Origin of the sequence: Mycobacterium lepromatosis (genome assembly GCF_000975265.2) — a bacterium.
Classification (GTDB): domain Bacteria; phylum Actinomycetota; class Actinomycetes; order Mycobacteriales; family Mycobacteriaceae; genus Mycobacterium; species Mycobacterium lepromatosis.
In genome coordinates this window covers 1,797,412-1,812,471 of record NZ_CP083405.1, presented here as the reverse complement: position 1 = coordinate 1,812,471, position 15,060 = coordinate 1,797,412, and the positions used below count along the sequence as shown (strand labels likewise).

General features: G+C 59.2%; 13 protein-coding genes. 3 read left to right on the top strand and 10 right to left on the bottom strand.

Features of this window, described 5'->3' with window-relative positions; all coding sequences use genetic code 11:
- Positions 1–225: 225 nt before the first annotated feature.
- Complete coding sequence (gene metH / locus MLPF_RS08675) at positions 226–3,840, bottom strand: methionine synthase (RefSeq protein WP_156147090.1); 3,615 nt, start codon at positions 3,838–3,840, stop codon at positions 226–228.
- 143 nt (positions 3,841–3,983) lie between these two features.
- Here metH and MLPF_RS08670 point away from each other — a divergent pair, with 143 nt between their 5' ends.
- The 3 genes from MLPF_RS08670 (at position 3,984) to MLPF_RS08660 (ending at position 8,173) form a co-directional block, all read left to right on the top strand.
- A complete protein-coding gene (locus MLPF_RS08670) occupies positions 3,984–4,871 on the top strand; it encodes a PAC2 family protein (RefSeq protein WP_420329602.1) in 888 nt (295 codons plus the stop codon).
- Positions 4,872–5,014: 143 nt separating this feature from the next.
- Positions 5,015–6,505 (top strand): amino acid permease, encoded by a 1,491-nt coding sequence (locus MLPF_RS08665; protein ID WP_427901955.1) that lies wholly within the window; start codon positions 5,015–5,017, stop codon positions 6,503–6,505.
- A 177-nt stretch (positions 6,506–6,682) separates the two neighbouring features.
- On the top strand, positions 6,683–8,173 hold the full coding sequence (locus MLPF_RS08660) for an amino acid permease (protein WP_427901955.1): 1,491 nt from the start codon (positions 6,683–6,685) through the stop codon (positions 8,171–8,173).
- Positions 8,174–8,598: 425 nt separating this feature from the next.
- Here the strand turns inward: MLPF_RS08660 and MLPF_RS08655 are convergent, their stop codons facing one another.
- The 9 genes from MLPF_RS08655 to MLPF_RS08615 all read right to left on the bottom strand — a co-directional run bounded on the left by MLPF_RS08655 (position 8,599) and on the right by MLPF_RS08615 (position 14,978).
- Positions 8,599–8,841: a hypothetical protein gene (locus MLPF_RS08655; protein ID WP_237817119.1), complete on the bottom strand. Its 243-nt coding sequence runs from the start codon at positions 8,839–8,841 to the stop codon at positions 8,599–8,601.
- Positions 8,842–8,944: 103 nt separating this feature from the next.
- Positions 8,945–9,100 (bottom strand): hypothetical protein, encoded by a 156-nt coding sequence (locus MLPF_RS08650; RefSeq protein ID WP_156147084.1) that lies wholly within the window; start codon positions 9,098–9,100, stop codon positions 8,945–8,947.
- A 245-nt stretch (positions 9,101–9,345) separates the two neighbouring features.
- Positions 9,346–10,593, bottom strand: a complete 1,248-nt coding sequence (gene mshC, locus MLPF_RS08645; RefSeq protein ID WP_045843047.1) for a cysteine--1-D-myo-inosityl 2-amino-2-deoxy-alpha-D-glucopyranoside ligase — start codon at positions 10,591–10,593, stop codon at positions 9,346–9,348.
- A 109-nt stretch (positions 10,594–10,702) separates the two neighbouring features.
- Positions 10,703–11,515, bottom strand: a complete 813-nt coding sequence (locus tag MLPF_RS08640) for a 3'(2'),5'-bisphosphate nucleotidase CysQ (RefSeq protein ID WP_045843059.1) — start codon at positions 11,513–11,515, stop codon at positions 10,703–10,705.
- 38 nt (positions 11,516–11,553) lie between these two features.
- A complete protein-coding gene (locus MLPF_RS08635) occupies positions 11,554–12,372 on the bottom strand; it encodes an SCO1664 family protein (RefSeq protein WP_337588818.1) in 819 nt (272 codons plus the stop codon).
- The gene (locus MLPF_RS08630) at positions 12,353–12,943 is read right to left on the bottom strand and encodes a DUF3090 domain-containing protein (protein WP_045843045.1); all 591 of its coding nucleotides are present in this window, start codon (positions 12,941–12,943) and stop codon (positions 12,353–12,355) included. The genes MLPF_RS08635 and MLPF_RS08630 overlap by 20 nt, the downstream gene beginning before the upstream one ends.
- Before the next feature lie 94 nt (positions 12,944–13,037).
- Positions 13,038–13,790 carry a histidine phosphatase family protein gene (locus MLPF_RS08625; protein ID WP_045843044.1) on the bottom strand — a complete coding sequence of 251 codons (753 nt, stop codon included), beginning with the start codon at positions 13,788–13,790 and terminating at the stop codon, positions 13,038–13,040.
- On the bottom strand, positions 13,787–14,617 hold the full coding sequence (locus MLPF_RS08620) for an undecaprenyl-diphosphate phosphatase (RefSeq protein ID WP_045843058.1): 831 nt from the start codon (positions 14,615–14,617) through the stop codon (positions 13,787–13,789). The genes MLPF_RS08625 and MLPF_RS08620 overlap by 4 nt, the downstream gene beginning before the upstream one ends.
- A 58-nt stretch (positions 14,618–14,675) precedes the next feature.
- Positions 14,676–14,978: a hypothetical protein gene (locus tag MLPF_RS08615; RefSeq protein WP_045843043.1), complete on the bottom strand. Its 303-nt coding sequence runs from the start codon at positions 14,976–14,978 to the stop codon at positions 14,676–14,678.
- Positions 14,979–15,060 lie beyond the last annotated feature (82 nt).

Genomic DNA, 15,060 nt, shown 5'->3' with positions numbered 1-15,060 from the left:
CTCCTCGTAGACAACGGAAGCATGACCGTATCAGACTCGGGAATAGCCGAGCAGATCCTCGGCACCGACCACGGTATCGAACTGTTCGGGTTTGCCGAACCTCTCACGAGTTCTACTGCCAACCAAGCCAAACGACTCGTTTTGTTGGGCAGCTTCTATATCGGCGAAGCTTCTCAGGAGCCGATGCGGCAGCACACCTGGAGGGCTGACGGGCCAAGGTAGCCCTCAGACGTTGAAGTACTTAGCCGCCGGGTGGTGCAGCACAAACGCATCAGTCGATTGCTCGGGATGTAGCTGCAACTCTTCAGATAACATCACACCGATGCGGTCGGGTTGTAGCAGCTCCATCATCTTGGCCCGGTCCTCCAGGTCAGGGCATGCTCCATACCCGAACGCGAAGCGGGCGCCCCGATAGCCGAGCTTGAAATAGTCTTCGACGGCCTCGGGGTCGTCGACCGACATCGTCCGGTCTCCGGAGAATTTCAGCTCTTCACGAATGCGCCGGTGCCAGTACTCGGCCAGCGCCTCGGTGAGTTGCACACCGATGCCATGCACTTCGAGATAATCCCGATAGGAATTGGACGCGAACAACTCATCAACGAAGTCAGCAATGGGTTGGCCCATGGTCACCAACTGGAACGGCAACACGTCCACTTCACTCCGCTCGGTTGCCAGATCCCGGGATCGAATAAAATCGGCGATGCACAGGAACCGACCGCGTTGCTGACGCGGGAAGGTAAACCGATACCGCTGCTCGGCGTCCGGTCTCGGCTCAGCAAGCACAACGATATCGTTGCCCTCGGAAACCGCCGGGAAGTAACCGTACACCACGGCGGCGTACCCCAAGACTCCGTAGGTGGACAATCTGTCTAGCCAGTACCGCAACCGCGGCCGGCCCTCGGTCTGCACCAAATCCTCGTACGCGGGTCCCGCACCGCTGCGCACACCACGTAATCCCCATTGGCCCAAAAACAACGCGCGCTCGTCGAGTAACCTGGTGTAGTCGGCCACCGCCAGACCCTTGACGATCCGCGAACCCCAGAACGGCGGCGCCGGAACTTGGACATCAGTAGCGACATCGGAGCGTTCGGGCACCTCACCTGGCTCTTCAACGGCCTTACGCCGCGCTGCAATGCGCTTAGACCGCTCATGGCGTGCCTTGCGCTCAGCTTCCTTATCGCGAACTGTTTCTGCCGCTAAGGCCTCCGGACTCCCCGGCGCAAGCACCTCGCCGCGCTTGGCGCTCATGATGGTGTCCATCAACTTCAGACCCTCGAAAGCGTCTCGTGCGTAATGCACTTCGCCCTCGTAGACTTCGGCCAGGTCGTTTTCCACATAGCTGCGGGTCAACGCCGCGCCGCCAAGTAGCACTGGGAACTTCTCAGCGACTCCGAGAGTGTTCATCTCCTCGAGATTTTCCTTCATGACCACGGTCGATTTCACCAGCAAGCCCGACATCCCGACCACGTCGGCGCTTTTATCCTTGGCTACCTCGAGAATGTTGGCAATCGACTGCTTGATGCCGAGGTTTACCACTTCGTAGCCGTTGTTGCTCAGAATGATGTCGACGAGGTTCTTGCCAATATCGTGCACATCTCCTTTGACAGTAGCCAGCACAATCCGTCCTTTGGCTGACCCCTTGCCTAAGTCGCCGTCGTACTTCTCCATGTGCGGTTCTAGGTAAGCCACAGCGGCTTTCATCACCTCGGCCGACTGCAACACGAACGGCAGCTGCATCTGCCCAGAGCCGAACAATTCACCGACTGTCTTCATGCCGTCCAGCAGGTTCTCGTTGATGATCGCCAACGGCGGCTTTTGGGTCATTGCCTCGTTGAGATCGACATCTAAACCATTGCGCTCACCATCGACTATCCGCTGCGCTAGCCGGTCGAACAACGGCAGCTTAGCGAGTTCTGCCAACCGTGTTTCCTTCGACGACGCCGACGACACACCTTTGAACAACAACATCAGCTTCTGCAGCGGGTCGTAGTTTTCGCGACGGCGGTCATACACCAAATCTAACGCAGCCTGGCGCTGTTCTTCGGGTATCCGGTTGATGGGCAGTATCTTTGAGGCGTGCACGATCGCGGAATCCAGTCCTGCTTCTTGACATTCATACAGAAAAACCGAGTTAAGAACTTGGCGCGCAGCAGGATTGAGACCAAAGGAGATGTTGGACAACCCAAGAATGGTCTGTACCGAGGGGTGCCGCTTCTTCAGTTCACGAATCGCTTCGATAGTCTCGATGCCGTCTTTGCGTGACTCCTCCTGACCGGTGGCGATAGTGAACGTCAAGCAGTCGATGAGAATCGCCGATTTATCAACGCCCCAGTTACTCGTAATGTCATTGATAAGCCGCTCCGCGATTTCGACCTTCTTCTCAACGGTGCGGGCCTGACCCTGTTCGTCGATGGTCAGCGCAACCACCGCGGCGCCGTGCTCAGCGACCAGCTCCATGGTCTTGACAAACCGTGACTCGGGACCGTCGCCGTCCTCGTAGTTGACGGAGTTGATCACACAGCGGCCGCCCAGGTGCTCCAAACCTGCTTGCAAAACAGGTATTTCGGTAGAGTCCAGCATGATCGGCAATGTCGACACCGTTGCTAGCCGACCGGCTAACGCCTTCATATCGGCAACGCCGTCGCGGCCGACGTAATCGACACACAGATCCAACAGGTGTGCGCCGGCGCGGGTTTGGTCTTTGGCGATATCCAGACACTTTTGATAGTCTTCGGCGATCATTGCCTCACGAAAAGCCTTGGAGCCGTTGGCATTCGTACGCTCGCCGATCATCAGGACCGAGGTATTCTGGGCGAATGGAACGGCTGTATACAGCGACGAAACCGACGGCTCGTAGGTCACATGACGCTCGCCGCGTCGCACTGTCCCGTCGTTGCATCTGGCTACAGCTGCGGCCACTTCCCGGATGTGCTCCGGGGTGGTACCACAGCAGCCACCTACCAGCGAAAGCCCAAATTCAGCGATGAAACCAACCAACGCTTCAGCCAATTCATTCGGCTGCAGCGGGTATTCAGTGCCCCTGGCGCCCAACACCGGCAACCCGGCGTTGGGCATCACAGACACCGGGATGCGGGCATGCCTGGACAGGTGCCGCAGATGCTCATTCATCTCGGCAGGGCCCGTTGCGCAGTTCAAACCGATCATGTCGACACCGAGCGACTCTACGGCAGCCAGCGCAGCGCCGATCTCACTTCCCAGCAGCATCGTTCCGGTCGTCTCGACGGTCACGTGGGCGAAGACCGGAATGTGCCGACCGGCCTGTATCATAGCGCGCCGCGAGCCCAGCACTGCAGCCTTGAGCTGCAGCAAGTCCTGGCAGGTTTCGACCAGGATGGCGTCGGCGCCACCGTCCAGCATGCCCAACGCCGACTCGATGTAGGCGTCTCGAACGACCCGATACTCGGTGTGGCCCAGGGTGGGCAACTTGGTGCCCGGCCCCATCGACCCCAGCACATATCGCTTGTGGTCGGGGGTGGTCAGCTCGTCGGCGACCCGTCGCGCAATCACGGTGCCCCGTTGCGACAGGTCCCTGATCTTGTCGGCGATGTCGTAGTCACCAAGGTTGGACAGGTTGCAGCCGAAAGTGTTGGTTTCGACGACGTCCGCGCCTGCCTCGAAGTAGCAGCGATGGATGGTTTCCAGTACGTCAGGACGCGTCTCGTTGAGAATCTCGTTGCAGCCCTCCAGGCCGCAGAAATCGTCTAATGCGAGGTCCGCTGCCTGTAGCTGAGTGCCCATTGCACCGTCGCCCACCACCACGCGCTGCGCCAAAGTCTCCAGGAGATCAGTGTCGTACAAGTGTCGGCTAGCGGCAGTCACACGCACAAGGATAATGAACCTAATACAAATCGCTTAGTTCTTGTACAGCCCAGCGGTACCTCGGTACGTGCAGTTAGGTGCCTCCTCATCGAGCCGTTACACAACACGCATCGTCGTCGGCCTCAAAGCCGTACGCTGATTCTGTGACTTTGCGAGATGGTGGGCCGGATCGCGGCGCGCTGCCCGAACTGCACAACACCGTCGTCGTGGCGGCGTTTGAGGGTTGGAACGATGCCAGCGATGCGGCCAGCGGAGCCTTAGAGCATCTGGATGCCGTCTGGGAAGCCGATCCGATTGTGGAGATCGACGACGAGGCCTACTATGACTACCAGGTGAATCGCCCGGTCATCCGCCAGGTAGATGGAGTTACCCGGGAGCTGGTTTGGCCAGCAATGCGGATATCACACTGTCGCCCACCGGGCAGTGACCGCAATGTGGTGTTGATGCACGGAGTAGAGCCAAACATGCGCTGGCGCACCTTCTGTGCCGAGTTGCTGACCATCGCGGATAAGCTCAACGTCGACACTGTCGTGATCCTCGGAGCGTTGCTGGCCGACACCCCGCATACTCGGCCGGTGCCGGTCTCAGGTGCGGCCTACTCACCGGAGTCGGCGCGGCGCTTCGGTCTAGAGGAAACCCGTTACGAGGGCCCGACAGGGATCGCCGGGGTGTTCCAAGACGCCTGCTTAGCAGCCAAGATACCGGCGGTGATGTTCTGGGCAGCGGTGCCCCATTATGTGTCACACCCACCCAACCCGAAAGCTACGGTCGCACTGCTGCGCCGTGTAGAAGACGTGCTTGACGTCGAGGTCCCGTTGGCTGACCTGCCGACGCAAGCCGAGGAGTGGGAACAGGCAATCACCGAAATAGCCGCCGAGGACGATGAGCTGGCAGAATACGTGCAATCACTGGAGAAGCGCGGCGACGCCGAGGTCGATGTAAATGATGCGTTGGGCAAGATCGACGGCGATGCGCTAGCCGCCGAGTTCGAACGCTATTTGCGCCGTCGGCGCCCGGGATTCGGGCGCTAGGCACTAGCTGAGGCCATGGTGTCCGAACAATTTGCCGTCATCCGTTTGAGTAGGAAAAGATCGCTAGTTAACCCTGTCTTCACGATTCGCGGAAAGCCCACCGAACCCTGGTAGGACAACGATTAGGACCCCATAGTATGGCCATGCTGGTTGAGAGCCCCGAACCAAAATCCGGTGCGTCGAGGACTGATGTCCTCGGCGAGGAGGCTGGTTACCACAAGGGGCTCAAACCCCGACAACTGCAGATGATCGGGATTGGCGGCGCGATTGGTACCGGGTTGTTCCTCGGCGCCGGCGGCAGGCTGGCCAAGGCCGGGCCCGGATTGTTCCTGGTGTATGCCGTCTGCGGGGTGTTCGTCTTCCTGATACTGCGCGCCCTGGGCGAGCTGGTGCTGCATCGTCCTTCATCGGGATCCTTCGTGTCTTACGCACGTGAGTTCTTCGGCGAGAAAGCCGCCTACGTTGTCGGCTGGTTGTACTTCCTGCACTGGGCAATGACAGCGATCGTGGACACCACCGCCATCGCCACCTACCTGCATCGCTGGACAATCTTCACGACGTTGCCACAATGGACTCTTGCGCTGCTCGCCCTGGCGGTGGTGTTGGCGATGAACCTGATCTCTGTGGAATGGTTCGGCGAGCTCGAGTTTTGGGCCTCGCTGATCAAGGTTTGCGCGCTGATAGCATTCCTGGTCGTAGGAACTATCTTCCTCGGCGGGCATTATTCGGTCGACGGCCACAACACTGGGTTGAGCCTCTGGACTAGCTACGGCGGATTGTTCCCCACCGGCGTAGCGCCGCTACTAGTGGTTAGCTCCGGAGTGATGTTCGCCTACGCTGCCGTTGAACTGGTTGGCACCGCAGCAGGCGAAACCGTCGAGCCGAAAAAAATCATGCCGCGAGCGATCAACTCGGTGATCGCTCGCATCGCGATCTTCTACGTCGGGTCGGTGATCTTGCTGGCACTGTTGCTGCCCTACAGTGCATTCAAGGCCAGCGAAAGCCCGTTCGTCACGTTCTTCTCCAAGGTCGGTTTCCACGGCGCCGGCGATCTGATGAACATCGTGGTGCTCACCGCCGCGCTGTCCAGCCTCAACGCCGGACTGTATGCAACCGGCCGCGTCATGCATTCGATCGCAATAAATGGTAGCGGACCGAAGTTCACCGCGCGGATGTCGAAAAACGGTGTGCCATATGGCGGAATCCTTTTAGCCGCCGTCATCTGCCTGTGCGGTGTCGCACTAAACGCATTCAACCCCGGTCAAGCCTTTGAGATCGTGCTCAGTGTGGCCTCGCTGGGCATCATCGCCGGCTGGGGTGCTATCGTACTGTGTCAACTTCGATTACACAAGATGGCCAAAGCCGGGATCATGCACCGACCCCGCTTCCGCATGCCGCTAGCTCCGTACAGTGGCTACCTTACTTTGGCTTTCTTGTGCACGGTACTGATTATAATGGCGTTCGACAAACCGATCGGCACCTGGACAGTGGCGTCACTGGTCGTCATCATCCCAGCCTTGATTGCAGGCTGGTACTCAATACGCAAGCGCGTGATGACTATCGCCCGTGAAAGAATGGGCTATACCGGACCTTTCCCAGCAATCGCCAACCCACCAGTGAAATCCTCAGACTGATCCCATAGCCAGAGACCATGGCCCAGCAAAGATACTAGGCCCATTGCGGTCGAGTTGCCCTAACCTAAGAAATCGGTACAACCGCACGACCAAATTGCACACTAACCTCATCTTCACGATTCGCGGAAAGCCCACCGAACCCTGGTAGGACAACGATTAGGACCCCATAGTATGGCCATGCTGGTTGAGAGCCCCGAACCAAAATCCGGTGCGTCGAGGACTGATGTCCTCGGCGAGGAGGCTGGTTACCACAAGGGGCTCAAACCCCGACAACTGCAGATGATCGGGATTGGCGGCGCGATTGGTACCGGGTTGTTCCTCGGCGCCGGCGGCAGGCTGGCCAAGGCCGGGCCCGGATTGTTCCTGGTGTATGCCGTCTGCGGGGTGTTCGTCTTCCTGATACTGCGCGCCCTGGGCGAGCTGGTGCTGCATCGTCCTTCATCGGGATCCTTCGTGTCTTACGCACGTGAGTTCTTCGGCGAGAAAGCCGCCTACGTTGTCGGCTGGTTGTACTTCCTGCACTGGGCAATGACAGCGATCGTGGACACCACCGCCATCGCCACCTACCTGCATCGCTGGACAATCTTCACGACGTTGCCACAATGGACTCTTGCGCTGCTCGCCCTGGCGGTGGTGTTGGCGATGAACCTGATCTCTGTGGAATGGTTCGGCGAGCTCGAGTTTTGGGCCTCGCTGATCAAGGTTTGCGCGCTGATAGCATTCCTGGTCGTAGGAACTATCTTCCTCGGCGGGCATTATTCGGTCGACGGCCACAACACTGGGTTGAGCCTCTGGACTAGCTACGGCGGATTGTTCCCCACCGGCGTAGCGCCGCTACTAGTGGTTAGCTCCGGAGTGATGTTCGCCTACGCTGCCGTTGAACTGGTTGGCACCGCAGCAGGCGAAACCGTCGAGCCGAAAAAAATCATGCCGCGAGCGATCAACTCGGTGATCGCTCGCATCGCGATCTTCTACGTCGGGTCGGTGATCTTGCTGGCACTGTTGCTGCCCTACAGTGCATTCAAGGCCAGCGAAAGCCCGTTCGTCACGTTCTTCTCCAAGGTCGGTTTCCACGGCGCCGGCGATCTGATGAACATCGTGGTGCTCACCGCCGCGCTGTCCAGCCTCAACGCCGGACTGTATGCAACCGGCCGCGTCATGCATTCGATCGCAATAAATGGTAGCGGACCGAAGTTCACCGCGCGGATGTCGAAAAACGGTGTGCCATATGGCGGAATCCTTTTAGCCGCCGTCATCTGCCTGTGCGGTGTCGCACTAAACGCATTCAACCCCGGTCAAGCCTTTGAGATCGTGCTCAGTGTGGCCTCGCTGGGCATCATCGCCGGCTGGGGTGCTATCGTACTGTGTCAACTTCGATTACACAAGATGGCCAAAGCCGGGATCATGCACCGACCCCGCTTCCGCATGCCGCTAGCTCCGTACAGTGGCTACCTTACTTTGGCTTTCTTGTGCACGGTACTGATTATAATGGCGTTCGACAAACCGATCGGCACCTGGACAGTGGCGTCACTGGTCGTCATCATCCCAGCCTTGATTGCAGGCTGGTACTCAATACGCAAGCGCGTGATGACTATCGCCCGTGAAAGAATGGGCTATACCGGACCTTTCCCAGCAATCGCCAACCCACCAGTGAAATCCTCAGACTGATCCCATAGCCAGAGACCATGGCCCAGCAAAGATACTAGGCCCATTGCGGTCGAGTTGCCCTAACCTAAGAAATCGGTACAACCGCACGACCAAATTGCACAGAATGGCCATGATCTTCATGGCCATCACTACCGTCGTGGCTAACAGCATACTGGCACGCCGGTTGGTGGTCACTGACTGGTTATGTTTGGCTATGCCGCAGCTGCGTTCATCACGGTTATCGGGTTCGCACTCACTTTCCACGACTCTCCGTGACAACCGCTCGAGTTTCCGGAATGGCACTTTAGACTTTGGCTGAGTCCTTAGTTGTACGAGCTTAGTGGAGCGACCGAGCGTGACAACCTCTGCATACGTGTACAATATCAGTTAATAGAGATTTTTTGGGCTGGCAGTTCGCCTATCCGAGTGGACAACGCCAGTTGGATCTAGCCGAACAAACCCTCAATTCGGAGAATACATGTGGTCCTTGGAGCCTTCGAAACCCTATAACAAACTCCGTAGCGCACCGATTCACCGCGCTGGTCTTGTGGGATGGCCAGAGCAGCACTGAAAGCAGTTTGCCAAATGGCGAGTAGTTCGGCCTTAGTGTCACGAAGCAGTGCGGTATCGATCGACGACATGTGGGCCCGTACCGACGCCGACACCGAGCGGACCGACTCCATTCGCACGAAATTAGCGAAATGTCATTGCCTTCCTGTCAACACGTTGTAAGGCATCATCCCCGATGGCGTTCGTGAAGGCGGCTAGCGACGAGATGATCAGCAGATAAACTCAACGGTCGATCAACACCGACAACGTGGCACGCACCACTATAAGTATAAAGACACCAAACAAGTTGACGTCCAACACCCGCTTGAACGCCGCCGGGTCGACCCGAAGCACAGAACCGTAACTGGCGATGCCGGCTTTGGCTATGACCACGTCCATACCGCCGGAGCGTTTGTGACTTGCTCAGGTACGGCCTGCAAAGCGGACGGATCGCGCACGTCGGCGGCCGCGGTAAACGCCTGCTTGGCTTTACCAGATCGATCAGTGCAAGTTTGGCATCTCATATCATATCGCGTAACCGACAAGCCAGCTGCGCTCCAATGCCCCTGGCAGCACCCGTGATGAACACGACTTTGCCGTGCAGCGATGTCATGGCCGAAAACCGCACCTTGTCTCTGCGACGATTACAGATCCACCCCCAGCAACGCGTCGATCGCGGTTGCCAGCAACTTTGGCGCCGCCACATCGTGGCCTCCGTACTCCAGCGCATCGGTGACCCAACCATCCAATGCGGCAATCGCTTTAGGAGTATCAAGATCGTCGGCCAAATACCCGCGCACCCGGGCAATAACGTCGGCGACGTCCGGACCGGCGGGCATCGAGGCAGCGGTGCGCCAGCGATGCAATCGGGCGATAGCCTCGTCCAGCAGCTGCGAACTCCAAAACCGGTCGGCCCGATAATGCCCGGCTAGCAGACCCAGCCGGATAGCCGAGGGCGGGGCGCCTTGAGCGCGCAACGTCGACACCAGCACCAGGTTGCCGCGGCTCTTAGACATCTTGTGTTCGCCCCAGCCGATCATCCCAGCGTGCACGTAGTGCCGGGCAAATCGCCGTTCACCTCTGGCACATTCAGCATGCGCCGCGGTGAACTCGTGATGCGGGAAGATCAGGTCGCTGCCCCCGCCCTGAATGTCCAGTCCGATGCCGATACGGCTGAGCGCAATTGCCGCGCATTCGACGTGCCAGCCCGGCCGGCCCGGACCGAACGGTGACGACCAACTGGGCTCGCCAGGTCGTGCAGCCCGCCACAGCAATGCGTCGAGCTCGCCGTTTTTTCCAGGCCGGTGCGGATCGCCGCCGCGTTGCGCGTACAGTCGCAGCATGGTGTCTCGGTCATAGCCCGACTCGTAGCCGAACTGCAGCGTTGCATCGGCTCGGAAATAAATGTCCGGGTACTCGTCCTCGATGACGTACGCAGCCCCCGAAGCCAGCATCGCGTCGACGAGTTCGACGATCTCGACAATCGTTTCAGTCGCCGCCACGTAGTCATGCGGCGGCAGTATCCGCAGCGACGCCATATCGTCGCGGAACAGCGCGACCTCGCGTTCGGCGAGGTCGCGCCAATCGACGCCGTCACGATCAGCGCGTTCAAACAACGGATCGTCGACATCGGTGACGTTCTGTACATAATGCACGTCGTGACCCAAGTCCAGCCATAGTCGGTGGATCAGGTCGAACGCCAGATAGGTCGCGGCGTGGCCCAAATGGGTGGCGTCATAAGGAGTGATCCCACAGACGTACATGGTCGCCTTGCAGGTGGGCGCAGCAGCAGCAGACACCGGACGCACCTGTCGATCAGAGGTATCGTACAGCCTGAGCTCCGGGCCGCGGCCCGGCAACGCCGGAACCTTTGCAAAAGACCACGACAGCATGTCGTTGACTTTAAGCCAAGCATCCAGTGAAATTGCCGCGATCGATGATCGTGGTCCCCACCCAAACCACAGCCCTCATGGCAGCCTTAGTGCCCGCGAAGGCGGTTCATTACCACGACTCACGGATGGCGCCGAGCAGGATCGGCGCGATTTCGGCGCGACACATCACAAAGTCGGGTAGATACGGATCGAGTTGGTTGTAACGCAACGGCGAGCCGTCTAGGCGCGATGCGTACATACCAGCCGCCAACACCACCCCGGCTGGCGCTGCCGAATCCCATTCCCATTGGCCCCCGACATGCAGGTAGGCGTCCACATCGCCGTCGACAACCGCCATCGCTTTAACCCCCGCAGACCCGATAGCCACCGGTTCGATGGCCAACGTCTGCTGTAGCCGGTGCAGGATTGTGGGCGGTCGGGTGGCACTGACGGCAATCCGGAGAAGGTTGGGAACACCGCCAGTCGAAGCGCCGGCGGTCACGGTGTCACTGCGATACACTCTATTCCCGCGGGCCGGCAGCGCCACCGCCGCATCAGTGATCCCGCACCGGCCGTCTGCTAAGCCCCCGGTGGGACGTTGCCACAGCGCGACATGTACCGCCCAGTCATCGCGCCCCGCCGTGGAGAATTCGCGGGTACCATCCAGTGGGTCGATAATCCACACCCGGTCAGCCTTCAGCCGAACACGATCATCATGTGCTTCCTCGCTGAGTACCTCGTCACACGGCCGCTCGGCCCGCAGCCGGCTCAGTAGAAGCGAATTTGCCTGCCTGTCACCAGCGTCGCCGAGCACCCACGGCTGGTCGAAACCGATCTCCTCGCGAATTTCGAGGAGCAACTCCCCCGCTGCCGCGGCTAGATCGGCAGCGAGTGCCGCATCTGTTAGCTCTGCTTGGTAATCCCCTTTGTCATGGGCGGCCATGTTCACCGTTTTAGTATCGCCGAGGGCATAGCTGGTCATTAAAATACCGGCCATGGAATGGCACGATGCCGGTTCGGTCCGGGCATCACCGGGTTGTCTAACACCGCGTGCGCGCGCCTACGCAGGGCGATGATTTCTGCCCAGGTGATCTGCCCGGCAAGCGCATCAGCCAACGGGCCGCTAAGGATGTCAACCAGCCCAGCGACCTCCTCTAGGGTTTGGTCGTCGATTGGCTTACCGGCCCAACCCCATAACACTGTGCGCAGTTTGTCTTCCACATGCAGACACACACCATGGTCGACCCCGTAAACATGGCCGTCGAGACCGTAAAGGATGTGGCCACCTTTCCGATCGGCGTTGTTGATCAACACATCGAACACCGCCAGTCGCCGCAACTGGGTGTCGTCTGCGTGCATCAGGATGACCTCGTCGCCAGCATAGTTGTAGGACCGCAACACCGGAAGATAACCCGGTTGCAGCTTGTCGGCAGGAAATAGGTCAACCATGTCGGGCCCGGACCTGGAATCGGAGTCGGCCGCGTTACCTGGCTGTTGCACCCACAGCTGCAGCATGCCAGGACCTGCCGGCCCGTCACGAATGACCGTGTAGGGAACAATGTTCCACCCCAAGCCAGTCGAAACCAAGTATGCACTCAATTCGCGGCCAGCTAAAGTCCCGTCCGGAAAATCCCACAGCGGCTGCTCACCGGATACCGGCTTGTAGACGCAATGCACGCTGTGCTGGTCCAGCGTCGATTCGCACAAAAAAGTGGCATTGCTGGCCGAACGGATACGTCCAAGGACCGTCAGTTCGCCGTCCCGCAACACCTCATGCTCATCACCATTCGATGTTGTCATCGTTAGGCCCGAGCAGTGCGCTGCGCTTGTAACCGTTGGTGCGCGCACAGATGTGCCCCTCAGGGTCCAACGGTTCGTCGCACAGAGGGCACGGCGGACGGCCCGCCGAGATGACACGGTTGGAGCGAGTGGCGAACTGTCGTGCCGACTCCGGCGTCAGGAACACCCGCACCGCGTCGGGACCCTCGTCGGTGTCGTCGAGCACCACGGAGGCGTCGAACTCGGCGTCAGTAACGGCCAGCAACTCCACCACCACGGTCTGCGCTTCCGAATCCCAGCCTAGGCCCATTGTGCCGACTCGGAACTCGGCGTCCACCGGCATGATCAGTGGGTTAAGATCATTGATCTCAGCGGGCTCCGGGGGCACCGGGGTGCCGAACCTGCGATGAACCTCGAGCAGCAACGCACCGATGCGTTCTGCCAGCACCGCAACCTGCTGCTTTTCCAAAACCACTGACACCACCCGAGAATCGTGCACCGCTTGGATGTAGAAGGTGCGATTCCCGGGCTGGCCAACAGTCCCGGCCACGAAGCGGTCGGGTGTGCGGAAGACGTGAATTGCGCGGGCCATTGCATCTCTAAAATACCGGCAGTTGGGCCCAAGGTGTGACCCGGACGCGGGAGCGAAACGGATCCGAAAGAATTATATTGACAAAGCCGCAGAATTAATCGACAGAGCCGCCGACCACCGCATCACCAGACGGCAGCGCAGCACCCGGTTCGTTCCGCATCTCTCCTGAGCGCTCGCCATAAGAATCACCGTCGGATTCACCTGAAGGCTTCATCACGGCCTGCAATGTCGACGACAACTGCTCACCAGTGTGGTTAACGTGCAGCACGAACGGCCGCAGCTGAGTGTAGCGGATCACACTCACTGATCCCGGGTCGGCGATGACGCGCTGAAAGCTGTCCAGATGCATGCCGAACGCATCGGCAATCACCGCCTTAATGACGTCACCGTGAGTACAGGCGACCCATAGGGTATCCTCACCGTGTTCTGAAGCGAGTTGCCGGTCGTATTCACGGAGCGCGGCCACCGCGCGCACTTGCACCTGCGCCAAACCCTCACCGCCGGGAAACACCGCGGCGCTGGGATGTGCCTGCACTACCTGCCATAACGGCTCTTTCGCCAAGTCACCAATGCTGCGGCCTGTCCATTCCCCGTAGTCCACTTCGGACAGCCGGTCATCGATGAACGGCTCAAGGCACAGCGTTTCGGCGAGCGGTTTGATGGTACGCCGGCACCGCAATAGTGGCGAGCATACCACCGCCCGGATCGGCAACTCAGCGATCCGGCCTATCAGACCGACGGCTTGCTCGCGACCCCTGTCATCGAGGTCGACACCGTCGGACCTACCAGCCAAAACGCCTGCGGTATTCGACGTGGACCGTCCGTGCCGTAACAGGATGACCGTCATGTCGCAGCTACTGTCTTGATCGCCAGCAGGATGAGCACACCCACGCCGACGACTATCCGGTAGCTGACGAACCAGTACAGGTTGTGCTGCACCAGAAACCGCAGAAACCAGGACACCGCAGCTAAACCGACGACTAACGCGATCACGGTGGCCACCAGCAGCTGCGCACCGGTGGCACTCATCCCCTCAGTGACAGGATGGAAGGCGTCCGGTATCGAGAACAACCCGGACGCGAACACAGCGGGTATGGCCAGCAGAAAGCCGAATCGGGCGGCCAATTCACGATCTAGTCCGAGAAACAGCCCGGCGCTGATAGTCGAGCCGGATCGCGATACACCAGGAATCAACGCAAGCGTTTGGGCAAATCCTACCACCAGAGCATCACGCCAGTTCAGCTGTTCGATACAACGATTCCGACGCCCGACATACTCAGCGAAGGCGATCACTCCCGAAAACGCCACCAACGCGGTCGCCACGACCCACAGAGAACGAACTCCCGAGCGGATCTCGTCTTTGAACACCAGGCCCAGGATGCCGATCGGGATAGTCCCGATTAGCATGTACCAGCCCAACCAATAGTCCGGGGTGCGATACGACGTGACGGTCAGGCCTCTACACCAGTCAGTGAGAATGCGTGCGATATCGCGTCTGAAGTACACCAGTACCGCGGCCTCGGTGCCCAGTTGGCTGACCGCGGTGAATGATGCGCCGGCATCGCCGGTGAACAAGATGCGCGACACGATTGCCAGGTGACCCGAGGATGAAACCGGCAAGAACTCCGTGAGACCTTGCACTACGGCCAAACCTATGACTTGCCACCATGACATCGCCGAAACCGCAGTCACGACGACGACCGTACCTGCTAGCAGCCGGTACCGAATGCGACTAACGTGACACCGGTAACGCGCGTGCGACCGAATCCCGTACCGCCGCAGCCAGGCTGCGTTCGTCGGTGAGGTCGATGTCGACCAGCTCGCGAATCGCTCTCGCGACTACTTCTTCGGCCTGCGAAACAGACCCGGCCCATCGTATCCGGTAAATTTCGACAACTAACGACCGGTGCTCAATGTGGAATGAAAAACTGCGTCCATCACCGACTTGTCCGTACCCGCTGGCGAAAATTCCCGTCGAAATTTCCTCGACAGTAAACTCGTTTTTTACCATATTCCGGTCAACGGTTACAGTCATGCTGTCATGATACCTCTCCAGAACCAGTACATGTTGCAAGATGGCAGATTGGATGCAACAATTGTTCCCCAGAATTCGAGTT

What these genes read in the sequence shown, in the direction of transcription:
- MLPF_RS08665 (WP_427901955.1), top strand. Translation starts at nt 5,015, where the DNA reads ATGCTGGTTGAGAGCCCCGAACCAAAATCCGGTGCGTCGAGGACTGAT.
- MLPF_RS08635 (WP_337588818.1), bottom strand. Translation starts at nt 12,372, where the DNA reads ATGACAACATCGAATGGTGATGAGCATGAGGTGTTGCGGGACGGCGAA.
- MLPF_RS08625 (WP_045843044.1), bottom strand. Translation starts at nt 13,790, where the DNA reads ATGACGGTCATCCTGTTACGGCACGGACGGTCCACGTCGAATACCGCA.
- MLPF_RS08650 (WP_156147084.1), bottom strand. Translation starts at nt 9,100, where the DNA reads ATGGACGTGGTCATAGCCAAAGCCGGCATCGCCAGTTACGGTTCTGTG.
- MLPF_RS08660 (WP_427901955.1), top strand. Translation starts at nt 6,683, where the DNA reads ATGCTGGTTGAGAGCCCCGAACCAAAATCCGGTGCGTCGAGGACTGAT.
- MLPF_RS08630 (WP_045843045.1), bottom strand. Translation starts at nt 12,943, where the DNA reads ATGGCCCGCGCAATTCACGTCTTCCGCACACCCGACCGCTTCGTGGCC.
- MLPF_RS08640 (WP_045843059.1), bottom strand. Translation starts at nt 11,515, where the DNA reads ATGGCCGCCCATGACAAAGGGGATTACCAAGCAGAGCTAACAGATGCG.
- MLPF_RS08620 (WP_045843058.1), bottom strand. Translation starts at nt 14,617, where the DNA reads ATGTCATGGTGGCAAGTCATAGGTTTGGCCGTAGTGCAAGGTCTCACG.
- mshC (WP_045843047.1), bottom strand. Translation starts at nt 10,593, where the DNA reads ATGCTGTCGTGGTCTTTTGCAAAGGTTCCGGCGTTGCCGGGCCGCGGC.
- MLPF_RS08615 (WP_045843043.1), bottom strand. Translation starts at nt 14,978, where the DNA reads ATGACTGTAACCGTTGACCGGAATATGGTAAAAAACGAGTTTACTGTC.